The organism is Shewanella hafniensis (assembly GCF_019655335.1).
Taxonomy (GTDB): Bacteria; Pseudomonadota; Gammaproteobacteria; order Enterobacterales; family Shewanellaceae; genus Shewanella; species Shewanella hafniensis.
The window spans coordinates 1-20,650 of the sequence record NZ_BPFD01000055.1 but is presented as its reverse complement, the minus strand read 5'-3'; the positions used below and the strand labels follow the sequence as shown (position 1 = coordinate 20,650).

The window sequence follows — 20,650 nt, the reverse complement described above, 5'->3', positions numbered from 1 at the left end:
TGGGTGCAGATGCAAGTCAGGAATTAGATTGCCAAGCCCATGCTTTAATTGACATGGTGAACCCCGTTTAACATTAGCTATATGCCAACACTTGCATCCCCGCAAAACGAGGAACAATTTTCCGTCCTACGCTGAATGTGCAATGTAGTCATTGACTGCATTTTCTACCGCTGCATTCAAACTAATGCTTTGCGATAGCGCAATTTCATTAAGTCGAGCGTGAACCTCTGGCGAGATCCGAACGTTGAATTTGCCAGAGAAGTTTTTGTAAGGCTCAATGCCACGCTCCTGACACATCTCTAAAAAAACGCTTAATGACTTCGTGCCCTCGGCTTCCAATTGAGCGACGCTTTCACCATAGAAATCCGCGCCGCCGTTTAAGCCTACGAACTCACCACGGAATGTTTCAGCGTCTGGATCATAATCAATAAAGGCTTTTACCCCGTTGATCATCATAAGATTTTTCATGCTTTCACCCCGTTCCTTTCTAACCATTTTTTGATGCTTATCACTGCGTCTTTGTCAGTTTCTTTCTGAGGATGTGGGCGGTGATATACCTGAACTTCACCAAACAGCACCACACCAACTCGAGACCCCTCACGCTCTTCAATGTCAGCCCCTAGAGCAATAAACAGCGCTTCAATATCAGACCACTTGACGAAGGGCGGTTTTGCTAACGAGAACAGTTTACTCAAGCTGCTTTACGCGGGTATATTGAAGGCCTCTGAGCGCTGGACTCACCCCATCCAAAATTGGAATTTGACGCTATCACAGCTCTCAATCCATTTTGAGGGGCGCTTAGAAAACCATATCGATCTGTGAAATTAACCTGACACAGAATTATGAACAGCCTCAATTTAGCTCAAATCTAATCTGACGGAGTCGTCAGAAAAAACGAGTAATTGTCAGAGCAGATCTGAGCGTGTACACCGTTATCAACCAGTATTTGATAAGACAACAGTCGATCAACAACCCTGCGACAGCACAATAATGAGGGCAGGGAAGTGTCTCAAATGGCCATTTTTAGCAAAGTAAATGTCTCAGCGCTAAAGTGATTTATGCTTAAGATGCTGAATTTTATTTGAAAAAACCTATAGCAATGTGTGAGTTTATTAGGGTGCACATCATCATTAGATGAAGCGCTATTGATGCTTAACCCGTTACCGAACAATGCCTGAATCGTTCACTCCTTACGGTAAGCTAAGCGTGATGTTTATCGTCAATCAATGGCACGCATGCGCCTCTGTGTTCGCTCCGCCTTGCACAGGTAGCATTCTTCTTGCACCCCGTACTTAAAAAGGTCACGTTGCTCTACAGGTAAAGTTGTATACTTTCGGGCTTTTTATTTTTCTAACCTTTTACTTTGGGATAGGCGATATGCGAATACTCATTACCGGTGGTGCAGGGTTTATTGGATCGGCATTAGTGCGAATGCTGATTGAGCAAACGATGTGCATCGTGATCAATGTCGATAAGTTAACCTATGCCAGTCATCCAGAGGCTTTAGCGGCTATTGCCGATAGTGAGCGCTATCATTTTGTGCAGGCAGATATTTGCGATAGGGCAAGGTTAGACCAGGTGTTGCAGCAATTCCAACCCGATCTTGTGATGCATTTAGCGGCCGAAAGCCATGTGGACCGTTCAATAGATGGGCCCGCGGAGTTTATTCAAACCAATATCGTGGGAACTTACACACTGCTCGAGGCATGCCGTAGTTATTATCAAACTTTAGGGCAAGCACAACAGCGCCGTTTTCGATTGCACCATATTTCCACCGACGAGGTTTATGGCTCCCTTGGAAAGGCGGGGCTATTTAGTGAAACCAGCGCCTATGATCCTAGTTCTCCTTATTCTGCCAGCAAGGCATCGGCGGACCATCTTGTTCGCGCCTGGCATCGTACCTATGGTTTACCGATAGTTATTACTAACTGCTCTAATAACTATGGCCCTTTTCAATACCCTGAAAAGCTGATCCCTTTAATGGTGAATAATGCGTTATTGGGAAAACCACTGCCCGTTTACGGCAATGGCCAGCAGGTGCGGGATTGGTTGTATGTGGATGATCATGTTAAGGCGTTATTTTTAGTCGCCACTGAAGGACAACTAGGGGAAACCTATAATATTGGAGGCTCAAATGAATACACTAATCTTGCTGTGGTGCAGCGAATTTGCGATCTCTTAGAAGAGTTAGTGCCCACTCATCCGCAGTCTCTGACAATGAGTGGCATGGGGTTTCGTGATTTAATACAACATGTTGCTGATCGTCCTGGCCATGATGTGCGCTACGCCATTGACGCGAGTAAAATTCAACGTGAATTAGGTTGGCAACCACTCGAATCCTTTGATTCAGGCCTTAGGAAAACGGTCGAGTGGATAGTGCAAGCGGTCTAAAAACCACCGCGTAATTGATGTCAGAGTACTTTTAGGATCTAATTTAATTTGATAAACCTAGTGCATGTAATTTGTATCGACATACCACCGCTACCGTAATGTCAGAAAATGGTGCCGACATTCGCTATATCCAAGAGCAGCTAGGCCATGCAGATATTTCGACAACACAAGTCTATACCCATGTGACGATTGGTAAGCTAAAGGAGGTTTATCATCTACGCACCCGGCAGCACGAGAGGGGGAATGAACCTTGAAGAGTGTTGGTGATGATGCAGAGGAAATAGGAAAAGCCCCTAACGGGGCTTTATTCACAAAACCAATGAATTACACTGCCATGGATTTGGCTTCAATAATCATTTTATTCTGTGACTCAGTCGCTTTCTTGATAACTTGAGTATACACACGTTTTTTCTCTGCTGAACTTGCGTTCATAACAAAGGCTGAAAGCTTGGATGTAGTAACATTAATTTTAGCTGTATTGGTCGACATAGATTTCTCACATAAAACAGCCTAAAAAATAGGCTCAGGTGGCAAGTTTAGCAGTCTTATTAATTCTGTGCGAGAGTATTTTTTCTTTATATGATGCTGAACATCCGTAATGTTATCATGGTAAATACGAGTGCTACCATCATTGTTCTTTATCAGTAAATCTATCTTGATTGCCGCGCCATATTTGGCTTTGACTTGCCGGACTACCTCTTGCGAATTTAAGAATTGATCGATAAATGTAGTAGGTAAAATGCGTCTGCCTTCAAGCTTTTCTCTTGCTTGGACAAACTCCCAGGCTAGTGTAGGTTCTTGATAAACAAAGATGATGAGCACGGCTCGATTTCGCTTTAGTGAGCGCTCGATATTTTTACAAGCGATATCAAAGTTTGAAAAAGTACCATCTAAGATGAAACTTTGGTTGTTGTTAAAAATTCTGTCTAGGGTTCGTTCAACAATAAGGCTGACAGCTTTCTGAAAGAGGAATGAATTTTCACCAGTGTACTCTTGGAAGAAGACTCTTAGCTCATCAGGGTCAAGCCTAATAATTCCCGTTTCATCAAACATTTCAAGAAACGCTTTTGAAGCTTCGGTTTTTCCAGCGCCAGGAGAGCCGCACATAAAAATAGACACAGGTTGTTGATCAGCTGGAAACTTGTCTAAATCGGTCAGTTCTCGAGCTATCCGAGTACGATTTGCTTTCGCATAGGTGACCGCTTGAGTTTCAATTTCTGTTTCTTGCTCTGTCATAGTCAGTGATAACGTTACCAGATTTAAACAACATGATATCAGCCAACTCAAGTTGAGTATAACTTACGGGGTTTTACAGCATGTTTTCGTTGCGCATGAGTTTATCAAATGCGTTGCCATCGCTTCGAGATGCGTTTGCAACATAAGGTGCATAGACATCAAATAATAACCGAGTATCACTGTGGCCAAGCATTTGTGAGATATACAGTGGATTTTCTAGGGCTGCGATATGCAGCACTGCCGCGGTGTGACGAGTTTCATAAGCTCGTCGACGTTTCAGTCCCGCTTTAATGAGTGTCGGGTACCATAATTTTTTGCTAACAAAATGGGTATCCAGTGGCGCATCTGATTTGCCAGTAAACACAAAGCCTGACTCTGACAATGCCAAATTTTTAATGCGTTTAAAGGCATCGTATACCGTGTCACACATCTTAAGATCACGCCTAGATTTTGGTGTTTTCACATCACATACTTCACCATTCACCCAGTTTTGCCGTATGCGAATTAAGCGGTGATTAAAATCAACATGTTGCCACTCTAATCCATGTATTTCACAGCTGCGCATGCCGGTCCAAAACCGAATGATGAAGTAATCTTTCCATTCGGGAGGGACGTGGGATAGGAAAAGTTTAACCTCCTTTATCGTCATCGGATGAGACTCAGCCTTTTCTTCTTTAAGTGAGCGATAGCGTCTCAATGGGTATTCAAATTTATATTCTTCTGCCGCGAGGCTTACCATGGAGACGATGGGCCACAGTAAGTTATTAATGCGCCGATTAGATAATTGCCGGGTATTATCTGCCTTTACCATTTGCATTAACTGCTGACGATAAAAATCGATCTGCGATAGGGTGATCTCATTCATCAATGTATTGCCAAATTGTGGGATCAGATACTTATCTAAAACGTTTTGCATGGTGTTTCTATAGCTATTTTTCCACGTCGCCTTTTTGCGTTCAAACCACTGATAAGCAAAATCATTGAAAAATGGATATTCACGATCAGGATGTTTTTCACGCTGCAACTGCTCAAATTGAGCGACTTTTTTACTTTTGGGGAAATAGTCACGGTATTGGAAGCAGCCTAAGTCTATCTCCGCGTTCATTTTTTTGAGTGTTGTCTTGGCAGTTGCAAGGTTTTTAGGTGTGGCCAGCATTTTTGTGCCTTCACGAAAACGGCAGCCATAAAGATGCATGTCGAACTGAATACGCCCATTGGGACGTACACGAATATGAGCCATAGGTGGCCTCCATCAAATAGCACTGTCCCTATCCGATGGAATTCGTTAGAATTTCGCAATCGGCTGGGTCTGTGTTAATAGCTAGTGCAGCCGGTACGGGGGAGAGTGGTTGCAGCCGCTCTCTCCCAACTGCTTATTTATTAGGTTAACCGCACTTTTACATCGCGCAACTCAACCTGAAATGTCCCTTCCAATAGTTGCAGTTTGCCAACTATTGGTTAAAAACACACCTATCAATATAACCAATACTGTTTATTTGTCCAGTGGTTTATTTTAAATTGCTGTGCTTTTTAAATTGACCATTTACCAATGAAAATTGTTGAGCATTTTAGCGTAAGCTTGTTGCCGTCATTTACCCCACTTCACACACAACCACACGCAACCGTATTCAGTTTACTGTTTGAGAGCTTACTTAATCATCGGCAAACCCATATTCATCGATATTGGCTAAATCGCCACTGTTTTCTGTGATGTTTTCGGAATGCTTATTGTTCGGTTTAGGTGCTAAATCAGGATGAGTCGTTGGCGAATAAACACGAGCGTTCTTGAGTTTATCTTCTGTTTGGTTTTCTGTCGTGTCGGTGTATTGCGCATGCGACTCTATGTCATTAACTGGAGTATCAATTTCGTCTGGCACATCGCTTGGTTGTTCGGCAAACAAATCGAGTTCTCCTTGGCGCGATGGCGGCAAAATGTAGCGGTCATCGTAAGTGTTCAGGTACTCGTTTTTCAATTTTTGATATGCAGCTAACTGTGATTGTTCTGATACTAAGTTAAGGCTATCAAACGGTGACATATCTTCTGGTTTATCAAAGAAATTGAGTTTCAGTTCACCATTTTGATTTTGAGTTAACGTAATGCGGATCTCGCCTCCTTTAGCAAAAATTTTTAATTTCATGTCTTTGAGAGTGCGAGGCGAATAGGAAAATAATAATGCGTTGTGATTATGAAGGTGTTTAACGCTGACTTCGCGAATGAACTCCCGACGTCCGGGCAACATGCATGAGAATAACCTGTTGCTGTCAAACAGTAGCATCGCAGTATTGAGCGATCTAACGCTGGTTTCTTTTAAGATCATGTTATTTAACTGTTTGAAATCGTATAAATTAGATGCAAATTCAAGGAGTAACGTGCTTTCCTGAGTTATTTTTCGATGAAATTGCTCTATGCCTTCCAGAGAGATACTTTGCGTGTGCTGGTCAGTTTTAAACGTGAGTAGTTCTCCCTCTAAGCTAAACGCTATGCTGCCTGTTTCAGAGTTCATGTACAGCGTTTTAAGCGTTTGGCTTGCGGCTTCAGTCAAGGGGAGGGTATGAGGTAAGTCGATATTGTCTTGTAATCGTTTGGTCGTGACTTCACCATTTTTCTGGAAGCGGATCTCTTTTTCATTTTTTCTAAATTCAACAAAATCAAAAGGTATGAGTGAATTGGTTGAATTGATAATGTCAACAATCGAGCGTCCGTTCAGCTCATGATAAGCACGTTGAGTATTGGCCACCTGATATTGAATATGATTTTCATGAGCAGCGTCTAATTCAAAACGGGACATTGGGAAATGTATTGAATCATCAATCTTTTTGTCGTCTCTGAGTAATAAACAATACTCGATATTGATGTATTTGCCATTTTTGTACCTGAGCTCAAAAATATACTGATTGGCTAGGGTATTAAACTCTTGCTGTTGCTCTTTCATGCACATGAAAAAATCGAAAGGGATTGAGAATTCAGCATTCTTCAAACCATGGCCTTTTTCGAGAGGTATTTCAATTTGTCCGTATTGACCAGGGGCACCACCAATAAGGAGCATACGGCTGTTATCGCTGTCGATAAACACACTGATACATGCATCCGAATGATGTTTGTCTAGTGCATTTATCATATTGATAAACAAGGGAGATTTTATTTTCGGGATTAATATCTTTGACATAATACACCTAGTTGTTCTGTTGAAAGTGTGAGAGATATAGCTGTGTTTGTTGAACGACAAATTGCAGATCCACTAACTTAGCGTGCTGCTTATGAGGGTTTAGTTTGGTTTCACTCAATTTGGGCGTCAGAGTGATGGTCAGTTCGCTTTGACCAACAGGTTGTTTTTGAAGCGTTATTGTTTCACCCGATTGAGCAAAATGGTCTTTTAACCTGTTTAATAGAATGTCGATTTTTGTTTTTCTATTCACGGTTAACACAAAGCTGGGCGCTAACCAGCGCCACAGTGGCTGACGAAATACTGCTGCAAAATGTCGTGCATTTTTGACATTACACGCCAAGGTTAATGTTAATGCTGGATGTATGCCGTTGCTTAGCACGATTGCTGGCAAATTACTGAGTGCTGTGATTTGCGCTTTGGTCATTGGCAAGAATTGATATTTGCCTGGAGATTGCGAGATTTGGCTTAATAACGGCCAGTTAACCTCTTTTACTTTTCGCATTTCAAGAAATAGATATTGAAGAAAGTCATGAGAAATTTTGTTGGCGTTACCAAGCCATTTTTGATGATACTTGACGGTGTCTTGTGCAATCGAGACTGTATGAAAATCGCTGAGCGGCTTTTGGGCGACACTATTTTTATTCGTCTTAAATAGATGTTGTCTCAGTGCTGTCTCTGTGAGTAAGACGTGGTTTTGACGCTTCTGGTTAATGTCTTTTGCTTGGTAATCAGGGCTGATTAAAGCGAGTTGACGTGATAGATCATTTGAGTCGTTTTTTAACCCCAGCAAATATCGCAATTCACTATGCGAGAATTCTCGAGGCTGTGATTCACCAAAGCCTGGCCGATAGAATGGGTAAAGCCAGTCTATATCGTGCAGATAGGACCATCGAGTTGTTGCATAGTACTCGTGTCCGATTTGACGAGTCATTTCATCTAACAAAATCCCATCATTGCACAGTGAAAATGGTTGCCCTTCAAGCCAATAGTCAAATCGCGCAGCAAGCACGTCATCATGGAGTAAGCGTTTCATTTGCTCTGTATTCGTGGTTTGCTGTGGCGGCAGATTGTATGCAAGGTGCAGTGCTTGCAGCATAAATAAATGTACACCGCTATGACGCAGGTGATGAAACCGCGCTTGCTGGCCGCATATTGCTTTGATGCATTTAGTGGCAGGTAATAAGTATTGCAACTGCCGTGAATGGTATGGCTCATCCGTGAAGCCGATCAAATGCTGGTGAGGTTCACAAAGCTCACTGTTTTTTATCACAATTCTGACTAAAATCGCGAATTCTTCCGGTATGACTGTATAGACGACGCGTGAATGTTTGCTTTTGGTCGTCCCCTCCTTAGTATTTGTGATATTGAAACGAAACAATTGTTTATTCGCTGGATCAACAAATACATCCTTTAAACGAAGACGCAGTAACTCTCCTCGGCGCAACATTGCGAAATAGCTGATAATGACAGTGACTGCGCAAAATAACCTCTGCAATAACCCCCCGTAGGGCGGCGCGATGAGCTTTGCGACGATTTCATGCAACTGTTCTATTGAGATCCGAAATGGATCAACACCTGGAGGGCTGAGTGGTGGTTCGAACTGGCTAATGTCTAAATGGTCTGTGAGTGATTGGTGACGCATAAAGCGAAAAAAATACAGCATGATCAGTTGCTCTGTTTCAGTCGCTAAATTGTCATAAATGTTGTGGCTCCATTGTTGTAGTAGTTCTTGGTCTATTGCTTGGTCATAACTGAGCGGGCTCGTGAGTTTTAATTGAATATTGCAGTATTTTTTGATGGTGCTGTCTGCGAGTTTTTGCTTTTTTACCCCACCGAAATTGATGAGTTCTAACGTGTATCGATAGAGCATTGTTGGCAGGATATTGTCTACAGGCCAATGACTAAGGTCATGGACACATTCTGTAATCTTATTGCGATTATTTTGCAGTTCGAGGTGCGGCCATTTCTTCGAGGCTTGATTGGCTTTAGGTATTGCGGTAACTGCCATTTCGTCATAATCGATGCCATAAATTCTCACTAATTGTCGTTGTTGGTCCTTCTTGTCAACCGAGACTAAAGGGGTTGCGACATGACGTTCTGGGTAACTAATATCTTTTAAGAATGTAGGAACGGCATGATCGCGATAGTGCCAAACGGCTTGAAAAAGGTGCTGGTAATGACGAGAGACCTGAGTTGATATGGAGAATGACGTTAATAAGGTTTCTAATCTTTTTAGCAACTGCTTTTTAGTTAGCTTGCTATGCGAATATGCCTGATATTCCGTCAATGATTGATAGACAAATAAGGGCAGGTGATACCGGCTTGATTTCGGTAGATCGTCTTGATTAGATGACTTATCTAAGTGTTTGATATTAAGATATGTTTGTCTTTCAATACGCTGAATGCTTTCTTTGTCGTTAATGATGTTGACGAGATGTGCAATGGTTAGTGGCGCAATTTCAAGTGCAATAATCAATGCCATAAACTCAGCTGACAGTGCGGAGCGCTGTTGCAAGAACTGAGCTTTGACGTTTTCATACTCTGCTTGCAGTTTAAATGCATCATTTGCTTGAGCGGTGATGCGTTCATACCATCTTAAATCAGGATCTGGCCAAGGCAGCTTTTCAATCTCAGGAGTTTGCCACTTCAGTGCTTCTTTGAGGTAGACAATAATGGCTTCTAGCGCACGTTTATAGTGACGTTGCTTGCCTGTAGGTACAGATCTGATGATTTTATTGATGACTTGTAAATCTTGAAGAGTGATTTCACGACTATTGGGTTGGCTGATTAATATGTGAGTCGGCTTTTGAGCTGAAAGGTTTGAGGCTTTGAGTGTTGGGTTCGGCCACTGGCTGATCACCCAGCTAATGGCATCTATGCCAGCGTTTGACAAGCCCTGACGTTGGTGATAATTGTAAATCTCAACAGGGTTTAATTTGTTGAATAAACTAGACATATTTCAACTCCTTTAAGCCGTATCGAGCCGGCAGACTATCAAGAAATAAGTCTTGTTGTTTTATGCTTGCTGGAAATGTATGGTCACTGCCCAGATGTTCACCGTACTCCGCGTGTCCCATTAAGCGATCAATTTGGTGTGTTGTCAGTTTATGTATAATGCTGGTAGCGGCACTTTGCGCAAATTGATGACGCAACACATAGGGGACAATGCCATTGGCTCTTTGATGTAAAAATTGTCGCAGCGATTTTGCTGATATTGCAGTCGCTTGATTATTTGCATTATATAAACTCCATGCCCAGGGAAGATCATTGATCACATTCAACTTGGAACTGAGTTGTTGTTGCAACGAGATGTAATGCAGAATTTGTTGTCTCAGATAGTCACAAATTCTGATTTCGCGTTGAAAGCCTTTATCAGATACTGTCGTGCGGCGGTAATCATAGTGTGATTGTTTATTGATAGAGATAGCATGGGTAGGGCGCATGCCCGTAAGCAGTATAAATAACAGCGCAGTATGGTTAGCGCAGAGATTGTGATAATGAATTAAAGCGGCTTGACCAGCTTTGTTTTCAGGCTTAGATGAAGTTATCTCGTCATGAAGATGACGAAAAATCGCAACAATCTCACTCTCGGGTATAAGTCGACTACTGCCGTAGCACACAGACTCGTCTGCGTATTTTTCTAAGTCGTTACCAACCCATTTACTATGAAAACTCACACCCACTTTTGAGCTTGTAATGTCAGCAGGAATGTTTCTTTTGGCGTTATCATTTAATAGCGAAATGTTGGGAAGTGTGGCTTTACCTACTTTTGAACTCGACGAGAATGTGAGTGTCAGCAGTTTGCTCACACCTAGAGAGTTTGCATGAGTGAATAATCGACTGAGATACCGATCTTGTGCGTGAAATAGCTCAGCGCGAACTTGTTCACTGTTTTTTTGCTGATAAACCGCGGCATGGCGATGGTGCCGTATATCAGTAGGTAATAATAATGATTTAGTTAAACTAGACAGTTTATTATCTGTGCGAATACAACTTGTTATGTACTTAAAAAACAATTGCTTTCTTATTGCTGGAAAGTGTTCGATCTCAGCAGGTTTTCGCCATTTGGCCATGAGCAGATTAAGCAATTGTTGTTTTTCAGCTGCCGTTAGCCATGAAACGTTATAGCTGTGATTGCTAACGAAGGGTTTGAAAATGTGGATTAAGCTATTAGGGATGGGTTGCCATTCGAATTTTTTCTCGCCGTTTTGAGTAATGGTTGCACGCGCGTAATAGGTCCAGGACTTGCCATCCTCAAACTTATGATTTTTGAATCGATGTGCTTCGCATGTATCACTGTTTTTCACTTTGTGGCAGTCGGGAATATCATCTACTGTGAGAGGCTTTTCATTGGCGTGCAGGAGAAAGTCATCTAACTGCTGAGTAAGCCACAAATACAACAAAACAACTAATAATTTGCCTGAGTTGGTTTCATGACTCTGTTTTTCGGCTTGGTAAAACATCTTCATTAACGCTGTGTTAGTACCGAGTCTATCGGGCATGACACCGCCGGAATTTTTTAGTCTATGACTTTTAGCATTAGCTTGTAGCTTTCCCATTACTCATATCCTTTTCCGATATCTGAGGTATGAATCGCACTGGGAGAGAGTTGCGTTAAGTGAGCTAGTTGCATTTTAGATACAACTGGGGATTCTGCTTGTTTTGCAGCTTGAATTTGATGAGCCTGCGTAATACGGCATCGTGCATACTTTGGGTAAGATAATGAAGGTGTAAGCGTGTTTAATGTGCTGATGACATGTGGAATAGTGCTTTCATTTAACGCTACTTGAAGTGCAACAAAAGAGGCGGAGGTGCGGTTCTGCGGGACACACTGTTTAACCTTTTCATTTGCCAGCAGTCTCACAAGTGCTGGGTGTTGGTGCTGTGAAAATAAATTGGGCAGTACTTTTTTAGATTTCTCGATACTCATAACCCTGTCTCTTGATCAGATCTCATAGCGTTTTTCCGGCTTCAAAAAGGGCTTTGGCTAATCGATAGCCCTTTACTTGAGCCTGAAGATCATCCCATCCTTCCCAAATCGTGGTCCAGCTAGCCATTCCCGTGCGCTTGCTATCATTAAAGCCGCCTAATTTCGCCAGAGACTGATAGGCCCACTTCATCTTTGGTGCCTCTTTGCCTTTGTGCGCCCTTGGCTTGTAGAGCGCCATCAGTACTCGCCATTCATCATCCTCAAAAACACTGCTGCTGCTTTGATTTTCCATGCCCAGGGCTGCTTCGACCTTGCCTCTTTTTCTCAGATAGACTGGCAGACTCATCACTTCCCTTAGTTGCAGTAGCCGCACACCGATAAAGCAAAGTATAGAGGCCGCTCGCTCAAGATTATCTGGCGAGGTCATCCGTAATCTTTCTACCCCCGCGCCAGTTTTCCACGCTTTATGAAAGTCCTCTATCCGCCACCGAGTGGTATAAATATCAATCACATGAAGTTGCTGCGCCAGCGTGTCAATCGGCTCACTGGTCAGGAGCATCCAAGATAAACCCGCTTCACCTTGGGGCGAATGGCATTCTTGCGCATACACCACATTAAGCAAGTGCTCTTTGCCATTATGTTTGACATTCACCGCACTGGCTTTGAGAGTGAGCTTGGCTGTTCGCGAAGGACGATTCTTGCTTTTACCACTGGCTTCCTTCATCCCTTTTTGTGGGATGGTGATGGTGTATCCGCCGGTAACGGGATGGCTGTCCATGTGCTCAAACAGCTTAGCCTCGGAATCAACAAGGTTTCTGGCATGTTTTGCTCGCACCACAAACCGTTCACTATGTGACTGTTTATCCGCTAAATAACTCATGATATCCGCTTCTCTATCACACACTGAGATCACTCTCGACATGTGAGACTGCAAGCGTTGTCGCGTAAAATAAGATGCATCGGCCCATTTACCGCTCTCTTTTTCATCGGCCTCGTTGGGATTGTCAGGTCGACACCACCAATCTTGGTGGATCAAGCCCAAGGTCCGAGAAGTATAGCTATCCAGCAGCAAGACAGAATGAACCCACCACCCACGAGACTTATCTGTAGGTTTACCTAATTTCCCTAATTCAGGCGCCACACTGTGCTTATAACTCAGGGCTGTTGTGTCTTCTAGAGCAAGTATTTCATCCACATTTTCAACCGCTTGGGTTGTGCGAGCAAAACCGGCGACTCTGATCATAGATGGGCTAACATTATCATTGCGGATCAATCGATAGGCTCCTTCGAGTTTGGCATCTTCACCATTACATGATCTGGCAACCGATTTGCCGCTGCCAACCGCCATATGTTCAGCAACGACGGTTAACCTTGCCGCTCTTCGTTTATCACCTAGCTCAGCATGATGAAAGTGATCGGCTGCCCATTGGCTCGGGTTAAAAATTGACATGGAAAATGGTGAAGTAAATGAATTTGCATGATCAGATCATCGGCAGTCAAGAGAGTTCCGTTTTTTTACTAATTATTTGTGTAGAAGAGACAGGGCATACCCAGTCCTATGACTTTGTTCATCACTTTCACACCAGCCAGTGCCTCGCCGACTTGGCCGTTGTAGTCCCGCAGGCTCAATTTCGGGCTAATCAGTTGCTTGTAACGATACATAGCTGTTTCTGACAGGGAGCGTTGGTGATAGTCATTCTCTTGTTTCCATTGTTTGAGTTCATCACTTTTCAGAGCGCTGACGGCCTCGTTTCTGGGATGACCTTCTTCCCAATAACCTGCATTTTTTCGCGGCGGTATCGTAGGTTTACACCCTCTGCGTTTCAGCAGCTTATGACATTTTTTGGTGTCATAAGCACCGTCAGCTGACACTTGTTTTACCTTGCGCCTTAGTGGGTTTAATAACGTTGGGAGAACCTCACTATCTGCCACACTCTCTAAACTGACTTCGGCTGCGATGACTTCATGTGTGGCCGCATCTATCGCAAGGTGCAACTTACGCCAAGTTCGGCGTTTTTCCTTACCATGTTTACGCATTTTCCATTCACCTTCGCCATATACTTTCAGTCCTGTGGCATCGACAACTAAGTGAGCAATCGCGCCTCGGCAAGGGGGGCGGTAGTTAATTTTGACTGTCTTTGCCCGCTTGCTGATGCAGCTGTAACCAGGTGAAGTTAATTGCAGACTCATCAAACTAAACACTGAGTTGAGAAAACCTTCTAGTGCTCGCAAGGGGAGATTAAACAAACCTTTGAGCATTAAGGCGGTTTCTATCGCCGTGTCACTGTATTGAAATCCCCGACCTCGACCACCATGGTGTTCAGTGTGACACCAGAGGTTGAGCGCCTGCTCGTCTATCCAAAAAGTCAGTGAGCCTCGGTTGGTCAACGCCTTGTTATATTCCGGCCAATTGGTAATGCGAGATTTAGATTTGCCCATCTGATAGCGGTTCCTGCGTGGTATTCACAGGATCTGATCGCATCTGAGACGGAAGGTTCATTCATTTAGGCAACAACGCCGCTGGAACTTGTTAAGAAAATCTACAGCGAACCTTTATCGGATAAAGAGTCGGAACAACTTCAAAAGCTGATTTCAAAAGAGCAGACCCGGAAACCAACCAAGGCTAAGCCAAGAAAAACTGACGAAGAAATAAAAGATGAGTACTTCCTCAAGAAGATTAGTTCTGCCATAAAAGATGATTCTTCGGCTTTAATTAAAGCATGCGGGAATACCGCAGATATTGCGCTTTCAGGCAGAATGGCAACGTCAGGGTTGATGAGTACAATTGATGGTGCTATGTCCATTGCCCATGCAATTACCACACATACAGTTGATTCAGATATTGATTGGTTTACTGCTGTAGATGATCTTCAACCTCTTGGCTCAGGGCACTTGGATACACAAGAGTTTTCAGCCGGTGTATTTTATCGTTATGCCAGTTTAAATCTGGCACAACTGCAAGAAAACTTAGGCGGAGTAGACCGTAGTAAAGCTCTGGAAGTTGCTGCACACTTGGCTCATTTGTTGGCCACCGAAACACCGAATGCCAAGCAACGCACTTTTGCCGCTTTTAACCCGGCAGATTTAGTGATGGTAAATTTCTCAGATGTTCCTATATCGCTGGCAAATGCTTTTGAAGCGCCGGTAAGAGCAGATAAAGATGGCTTTTTAAAAACCGTCAATTGAAAAGTTCAGTGAGTACTGGCAGCGAGTTGCTAAGGGCTACGGTTTGTCGGGCGCGGTAGCACAATTTTCTTTAGCTGATGCTCCGGTACCAGACGACGTGAAAATTAAAGCATCCCTTAATGAGCTAAAAAGTTGGATTAAAAATAATGGCGAGGGCTAATAAAGATGAAGCCTTATTTGATATTGCGCTTATCAGGCCCGATGCAGGCTTGGGGCCAGCCGACATTTGAAGGTACCCGACCAACGTCGAGTTTTCCTACCCGTAGTGGCTTACTTGGGTTATTGGGGGCGTGCTTTGGAATACGGCGAAGCGAAAAAACAGCACTGCAAAATCTGGCTGACAGTGTGCGTTTTGCGGTGCGTTGCGATAGCCATGCTGTTGAAGGCAAAGAAATACCGACAGTGAAATTGACCGACTATCACACAGTGCAAAATGCGCGAGAAGATTATCGTGGTTTAAAAAGCCACGATACCATTCAAACCTGGCGGGAATATCTGTGTGATGCGCATTTTACAGTGGCGGTTTGGTGTGCGGAAAATAGTGTTTACACACTTCAACAACTCACCAACGCGGTGCAAAAGCCTTATTTTACGCCTTATCTTGGACGGAGAAGCTGCCCACTTACTTACCCGTTGTATGTAGCAAACTGTGAAGCCGTTGATCCTAAACAAGCGTTAGCTAAGTTTGAAGGTCGGGGAGTCATTTATAGTGAAGAAGCGATAAACGATGATGATAGACGCTACTGGGTACGTGATGAGCCGATAGTAGCACTACCGCGTCAGTTCGCAGCCAGAGAATGGTTTGTGATCCAGGGAGGTGCATAATGTTTTTGAGTAAAGTATGGATTGGTTGGCTCTCGGCTAAAGATCCTTATCAGCTGCATCGGGCCTTATGGCAACTTTTTCCTGACCGGCCAACTGATGAGCGGGATTTCTTGTTTCGGGTGGAAGAGCAGCAACGAGGTAAAGGCGCGATGGCGTTGCTTTTATCTGCGGAGCAGCCACAGTCAGCATCTGTCGCTGAGGTGATTGCTAGCAAGCCGATGCCGCAAAATATAGCCGCTGGGGCAAGGTTACGGTTTCGCTTGCGTGCTAACCCCGTTAAAGCCATAAAAGACTCTAAGCGGCTTGATAAAAATGGCGAAGCTAAAAGTATTCGTGTGCCGTTAATTCACGAAGAAGAACAGCTCAAGTGGTTGTTAAGAAAATTTGCTGGTGTTGCTGAGCTTGAAACAGCAAGGGTTTGGCAAGAGCCTGCATTATTTTTTCGTAAGCAAGATATGGGTGGTAAAATTCAACCAGTTTGTTTTGAAGGTGTACTTACCGTGTTGGATAACCAAGCTTTATTTGAGTTGCTTAGGCAAGGTATTGGCCCAGCGAAAGCTATGGGCTGTGGCTTGTTGTCGTTGGCTGCGGCCTGATGTTACTGCGCCGGGTGTAATAACCTAACTCACGGAGGATAACCATGGCAGCAAAACTCGAAGTATTGGATCAACAAATTGCGACTGATACGAGGGCGGGAATTGAGTATATCTGTATTACCGATATTGCTCGCTATAAAAACCAGAGTCATACGGATGATTTAATTCGTAACTGGTTGCGTAACCGCAATACCATCGAGTTTTTGGGAATTTGGGAGCAACTTAACAACCCCGATTTTAAACCCGTCGAATTCGACGGGTTTAAAAAGCAAGCAGGGTTGAACAGTTTTACTTTAACGCCAAAACAGTGGATTGAACAAACCGGTGCCATCGGGCTGATTTCCAAGGCGGGCCGTTATGGCGGTACCTATGCTCAAAAAGACATCGCTTTTGAATTTGCCAGTTGGATCTCAGTTGAATTTAAGCTGTATTTGATTAAAGAGTTTCAACGCTTAAAAGAACAAGAATTCCAGCAGCTTGGCTGGGATATCCGGCGTAACCTGGCCAAGGTAAATTACCTTATTCATACCGATGCCATTAAACAAAACCTGATCCCTGATACCTTAACCCCAGCGCAAATCAGTCATGTCTATGCAGACGAGGCCGATTTGTTGAATATGGCGCTGTTTGGCGTTACAGCCAGGCAATGGCGGGAGCAAAACCAAAATTCAAAAGGCAATATGCGTGATCATGCCAATGTTCATCAACTGGTGTGCCTGGCTAATCTGGAAACGATGAATGCCTATTTAATCCAGCAAGGCATTACCGCAACAGAGCGCTTGCAGCAGTTGAATGCGCTGGCCATTTCGCAAATGACGATATTAAGCCGCCAGGCGTTACCTTTCTCGAAGCTGCAAAACAGTGACGGCGGTAACTAATGGCCTTTATTCCGCTTAAACCTATACCGCTAAAAGAGCGTAACTCAATGCTTTTTATTGGTATGGGCCGTATCGATGTGAAAGACGGCGCCTTTGTGGTGATAGATGAAGTAAACGGCGAGCGGATGCATATTCCGGTAGGTTCTATCGCCTGTTTAATGCTGGAGCCGGGTACGCGTATTTCACATGCTGCGATGAAGCTGGCGGCAGAGGTAGGTACCTTAATTACCTGGGTTGGTGTGGGCGGGGTGCGGTTTTACTCAGCTGGCCAGCCGGGCGGGGCGCGCTCTGACAAATTGCTGTATCAGGCCAAGCTGGCGCTGGATGAACAACTGCGCTTAAAAGTAGTGCGTAAAATGTTTGAACTTCGCTTTGGTGAGGAAGCCCCACAGCGGCGCAGTGTGGATCAGCTACGCGGTATCGAAGGCGCACGGGTGCGGCAAACCTACCAGCTACTTGCGAAACAGTACGGTGTGCAGTGGAATGGCCGCAAGTATGATCCAAAAGACTGGGAAGCCGGTGACATAGCCAACCAATGTATTAGTGCTGCTACAGCATGTCTGTATGGCATTACGGAAGCGGCGATACTGGCCGCAGGTTATGCGCCAGCCATAGGTTATTTGCATACCGGTAAACCACTGAGTTTCGTTTACGATATCGCTGATATTATTAAATTTGATACCGTGATTCCTTTAGCCTTTCGCATTGCAGCAAAAAGCCCTTTCGCGCCGGAAAAAGAAATTCGTTTAGCCTGTCGTGATTTATTTCGCACCGATAAAACACTAAAACGGTTAATCCCATTAATAGAGGAAATACTGACCGCCGGTGAAATTACCCCGCCAGAGCCTTACCCCGATGCGCAACCGCCAGCATTACCTGAGCCGCCCTCAATTGGCGATACCGGACACCGGAGTAGCTAAATGAGTATGTGCATGATCGTAACAGAAGCGGTGCCACCAAGGTTACGCGGACGTTTGGCAGTATGGTTGCTGGAGGTAAGAGCTGGTGTGTATGTTGGCGATGTAGGGCAGCGCGTGCGCGAAATGCTGTGGCAACAAGTTGAAGGCATGGCTGAAGACGGCAATGTGGTAATGGCCTGGGCTACTAATACTGAATCAGGATTTGATTTTATTACCTACGGCAATAACCGGCGGCAACCTGTTGATTTTGATGGGTTAAGACTGGTTACCTTTTTGCCTGAGCCAGAAAAAAGCAATTAGCCAATTAGCTCTTTAACAAGCCGGAAAAATTGGTAGAAAAAAGCAGGCACTTTTTTCTATTATAAATCAGGTATATACTTTTAGTCTGTTCCCCGTAAGCACGGGGATAAACCGTTTTGGATTTGTGAGCGGTTAGTCATTCTGTCCTGTTCCCCGTAAGCACGGGGATAAACCGTAATTCTAGTCCGGCTTCAGTTGGTTGATAATCTGTTCCCCGTAAGCACGGGGATAAACCGCCCCTCTGCTCAGTAGAGTGTCCATTTTTATGCTGTTCCCCGTAAGCACGGGGATAAACCGCTTATCGTCTCGTTGCTGCTCAGTTTGAACGGCTGTTCCCCGTAAGCACGGGGATAAACCGCCGTTAAAACGTGCGTGAGCGCCTCCTTGGGTCTGTTCCCCGTAAGCACGGGGATAAACCGTCGCTCGTTTCAATTCTTTGCATCAGTAGAAGCTGTTCCCCGTAAGCACGGGGATAAACCTTCGGCGAACGTAACAGGAACTGCCGAAATTAACTGTTCCCCGTAAGCACGGGGATAAACCGCTTGATTGAGTTGTCCTTATACCTCTAACCGCCTGTTCCCCGTAAGCACGGGGATAAACCGTAAGGTAATGGGAGCAGTATCATTCGGAACGGCTGTTCCCCGTAAGCACGGGGATAAACCGTAACAGGAGCGGATTACGCTAGCGTTCCTGAACTGTTCCCCGTAAGCACGGGGATAAACCGTTGAAATCACCTATGCCACCGTTGCCAGTAAACTGTTCCCCGTAAGCACGGGGATAAACCGCGTGAGTATTTATTGTTGAGAATTGCTTTGATCTGTTCCCCGTAAGCACGGGGATAAACCGCAAAAATTCAATGGTTATTTACCTTTGATAATCTGTTCCCCGTAAGCACGGGGATAAACCGTCAATCATATTTTCAACACCATGACACAATTGCTGTTCCCCGTAAGCACGGGGATAAACCGTTCACTAATGCCTGTGAATACAACTGCGAATCCTGTTCCCCGTAAGCACGGGGATAAACCGTCCGCGAGATACGTTTGATACTTCCTCAATCCCTGTTCCCCGTAAGCACGGGGATAAACCGGCCATTGCAATGGTATCTGGCTGCGAAAAGCCCTGTTCCCCGTAAGCACGGGGATAAACCGCTCAGCGGAAAATCGGAGTATCAAATGGATGGCTGTTCCCCGTAAGCACGGGGATAAACCGCACTGGCATACTCCTAACACCGTGTTCATCTACTGTTCCCCGTAAGCACGGGGATAAACCGCCAATACAATAGACACTGAATACAACAAAACCCTGTTCCCCGTAAGCACGGGGATAAACCGTTGGTTTCGTTTGGTTTTGTAACCGATGATAACTGTTCCCCGTAAGCACGGGGATAAACCGTGTCGCGCCTACAGTCACAGCAATGCCCGGCACTGTTCCCCGTAAGCACGGGGATAAACCGTCGATAACTAACTCGAAGAAAAAGGTTGAAGACTGTTCCCCGTAAGCACGGGGATAAACCGCGCATTGACTGCGCTCACTCCACGCTTTCCCGCTGTTCCCCGTAAGCACGGGGATAAACCGGGCGGTTTAGTCCGTGAAGTGGTACTCCCCGCCTGTTCCCCGTAAGCACGGGGATAAACCGGATTGATTTCGGGCTTATTGAATTTGTTAGCCTGTTCCCCGTAAGCACGGGGATAAACCGCGTACTTAAAACATTTCGAATTACAGCAAGCACTGTTCCCCGTAAGCACGGGGATAAACCGCAACTTTAACCTTCCATTCTTTCAATGCTAAACTGTTCCCCGTAAGCACGGGGATAAACCGCCATTTGGGTAAACTCTTGGGTTTGCAACTGTCTGTTCCCCGTAAGCACGGGGATAAACCGATATGAGCTCAACAATTATTGTCGGTGCAACTCTGTTCCCCGTAAGCACGGGGATAAACCGAAATCACCCCAAGTGATGAACAAAGTCATAGGACTAGGTATGCCTATTCGCCTCAAGTGAGGCAGGGTGAGATTATGCTTTGTAAATTCTGTTAACATTTAGCTATTTTGTTCTTAAGTCGACTTAATGCGAGATTATTGATTGATATAAACACTGTTAATTGCTCGAAATTGAATCAAATGCTAAAATCTAAGGTAAGGACATCCTTATGAGTAACTACATAGTGTCACCTGAAACGTTTATTTTGTATTCATTAGCTGGTTTTTCTGTTGCGACTT

General features: G+C 44.4%; 19 protein-coding genes, 1 pseudogene and 1 CRISPR repeat array. Of the genes and pseudogenes, 9 read left to right on the top strand and 11 right to left on the bottom strand.

Annotation, left to right across the window (positions count from 1 at the left end; genetic code table 11):
• Positions 1 to 126: 126 nt before the first annotated feature.
• Together K5Q99_RS15225 and K5Q99_RS15220 are read right to left on the bottom strand one after the other, a co-directional pair.
• Positions 127 to 468, bottom strand: a complete 342-nt coding sequence (locus K5Q99_RS15225) for a type II toxin-antitoxin system HicB family antitoxin (RefSeq protein WP_014610889.1) — start codon at positions 466 to 468, stop codon at positions 127 to 129.
• A complete protein-coding gene (locus K5Q99_RS15220; RefSeq protein ID WP_220777343.1) occupies positions 465 to 695 on the bottom strand; it encodes a type II toxin-antitoxin system HicA family toxin in 231 nt (76 codons plus the stop codon). Before K5Q99_RS15220 ends, K5Q99_RS15225 begins: the two co-directional genes overlap by 4 nt.
• Between K5Q99_RS15220 and K5Q99_RS15215 the strand changes: the two are divergent.
• The 3 genes and pseudogenes from K5Q99_RS15215 to K5Q99_RS15205 all read left to right on the top strand — a co-directional run.
• Positions 658 to 822 (top strand): annotated as a pseudogene (locus K5Q99_RS15215) (IS256 family transposase); the annotation flags it as partial. The gene K5Q99_RS15220 and the pseudogene K5Q99_RS15215 overlap by 38 nt on opposite strands.
• A gap of 555 nt (positions 823 to 1,377) precedes the next feature.
• On the top strand, positions 1,378 to 2,391 hold the full coding sequence (gene rfbB, locus K5Q99_RS15210; RefSeq protein ID WP_069453176.1) for a dTDP-glucose 4,6-dehydratase: 1,014 nt from the start codon (positions 1,378 to 1,380) through the stop codon (positions 2,389 to 2,391).
• A gap of 71 nt (positions 2,392 to 2,462) precedes the next feature.
• The gene (locus K5Q99_RS15205) at positions 2,463 to 2,645 is read left to right on the top strand and encodes a tyrosine-type recombinase/integrase (protein ID WP_309473206.1); all 183 of its coding nucleotides are present in this window, start codon (positions 2,463 to 2,465) and stop codon (positions 2,643 to 2,645) included.
• A gap of 70 nt (positions 2,646 to 2,715) precedes the next feature.
• On the opposite strand, the gene K5Q99_RS15200 is transcribed toward K5Q99_RS15205, so the two are convergent.
• The 9 genes from K5Q99_RS15200 to K5Q99_RS15160 form a co-directional block, all read right to left on the bottom strand.
• On the bottom strand, positions 2,716 to 2,880 hold the full coding sequence (locus K5Q99_RS15200) for a hypothetical protein (protein ID WP_014610884.1): 165 nt from the start codon (positions 2,878 to 2,880) through the stop codon (positions 2,716 to 2,718).
• A gap of 21 nt (positions 2,881 to 2,901) precedes the next feature.
• The gene (locus K5Q99_RS15195) at positions 2,902 to 3,627 is read right to left on the bottom strand and encodes a zeta toxin family protein (protein WP_220777342.1); all 726 of its coding nucleotides are present in this window, start codon (positions 3,625 to 3,627) and stop codon (positions 2,902 to 2,904) included.
• Positions 3,628 to 3,700: 73 nt separating this feature from the next.
• Entirely contained in the window at positions 3,701 to 4,867 is a 1,167-nt protein-coding gene (locus tag K5Q99_RS15190; RefSeq protein WP_115014222.1) for a tyrosine-type recombinase/integrase, read from the bottom strand.
• Positions 4,868 to 5,279: 412 nt separating this feature from the next.
• On the bottom strand, positions 5,280 to 6,794 hold the full coding sequence (locus tag K5Q99_RS15185) for a hypothetical protein (RefSeq protein WP_014610924.1): 1,515 nt from the start codon (positions 6,792 to 6,794) through the stop codon (positions 5,280 to 5,282).
• 7 nt (positions 6,795 to 6,801) lie between these two features.
• Positions 6,802 to 9,750, bottom strand: coding sequence for a ribonuclease H family protein (locus K5Q99_RS15180; RefSeq protein ID WP_220777341.1), 2,949 nt, complete (start codon positions 9,748 to 9,750; stop codon positions 6,802 to 6,804).
• Positions 9,743 to 11,353, bottom strand: a complete 1,611-nt coding sequence (locus K5Q99_RS15175; protein ID WP_220777340.1) for a site-specific integrase — start codon at positions 11,351 to 11,353, stop codon at positions 9,743 to 9,745. The genes K5Q99_RS15180 and K5Q99_RS15175 overlap by 8 nt, the downstream gene beginning before the upstream one ends.
• Positions 11,353 to 11,724, bottom strand: a complete 372-nt coding sequence (locus K5Q99_RS15170) for a hypothetical protein (RefSeq protein ID WP_220777339.1) — start codon at positions 11,722 to 11,724, stop codon at positions 11,353 to 11,355. The genes K5Q99_RS15175 and K5Q99_RS15170 overlap by 1 nt, the downstream gene beginning before the upstream one ends.
• Positions 11,725 to 11,746: 22 nt before the next feature.
• Positions 11,747 to 13,174, bottom strand: a complete 1,428-nt coding sequence (locus K5Q99_RS15165) for an IS4 family transposase (RefSeq protein ID WP_220777338.1) — start codon at positions 13,172 to 13,174, stop codon at positions 11,747 to 11,749.
• Positions 13,175 to 13,242: 68 nt separating this feature from the next.
• Positions 13,243 to 14,163 carry an IS5-like element ISSpu16 family transposase gene (locus K5Q99_RS15160; protein WP_220777337.1) on the bottom strand — a complete coding sequence of 307 codons (921 nt, stop codon included), beginning with the start codon at positions 14,161 to 14,163 and terminating at the stop codon, positions 13,243 to 13,245.
• A gap of 81 nt (positions 14,164 to 14,244) precedes the next feature.
• Here K5Q99_RS15160 and cas7e point away from each other — a divergent pair, with 81 nt between their 5' ends.
• The 6 genes from cas7e (at position 14,245) to cas2e (ending at position 18,429) form a co-directional block, all read left to right on the top strand.
• Positions 14,245 to 14,910, top strand: a complete 666-nt coding sequence (gene cas7e, locus K5Q99_RS15155; protein WP_220777346.1) for a type I-E CRISPR-associated protein Cas7/Cse4/CasC — start codon at positions 14,245 to 14,247, stop codon at positions 14,908 to 14,910.
• A gap of 165 nt (positions 14,911 to 15,075) precedes the next feature.
• Complete coding sequence (gene cas5e / locus K5Q99_RS15150; RefSeq protein WP_220777336.1) at positions 15,076 to 15,735, top strand: type I-E CRISPR-associated protein Cas5/CasD; 660 nt, start codon at positions 15,076 to 15,078, stop codon at positions 15,733 to 15,735.
• Positions 15,735 to 16,331, top strand: coding sequence for a type I-E CRISPR-associated protein Cas6/Cse3/CasE (gene cas6e / locus K5Q99_RS15145; protein ID WP_220777335.1), 597 nt, complete (start codon positions 15,735 to 15,737; stop codon positions 16,329 to 16,331). The genes cas5e and cas6e overlap by 1 nt, the downstream gene beginning before the upstream one ends.
• A gap of 44 nt (positions 16,332 to 16,375) precedes the next feature.
• Positions 16,376 to 17,209 carry a KilA-N domain-containing protein gene (locus K5Q99_RS15140; RefSeq protein ID WP_115014238.1) on the top strand — a complete coding sequence of 278 codons (834 nt, stop codon included), beginning with the start codon at positions 16,376 to 16,378 and terminating at the stop codon, positions 17,207 to 17,209.
• Positions 17,209 to 18,129, top strand: a complete 921-nt coding sequence (gene cas1e / locus K5Q99_RS15135; protein ID WP_115014240.1) for a type I-E CRISPR-associated endonuclease Cas1e — start codon at positions 17,209 to 17,211, stop codon at positions 18,127 to 18,129. Before K5Q99_RS15140 ends, cas1e begins: the two co-directional genes overlap by 1 nt.
• 12 nt (positions 18,130 to 18,141) lie before the next feature.
• Entirely contained in the window at positions 18,142 to 18,429 is a 288-nt protein-coding gene (gene cas2e / locus K5Q99_RS15130) for a type I-E CRISPR-associated endoribonuclease Cas2e (protein WP_346347948.1), read from the top strand.
• 85 nt (positions 18,430 to 18,514) lie between these two features.
• Positions 18,515 to 20,372: direct repeats of the CRISPR family, unit length 29 nt; unit sequence CTGTTCCCCGTAAGCACGGGGATAAACCG.
• Positions 20,373 to 20,650: the final 278 nt, after the last annotated feature.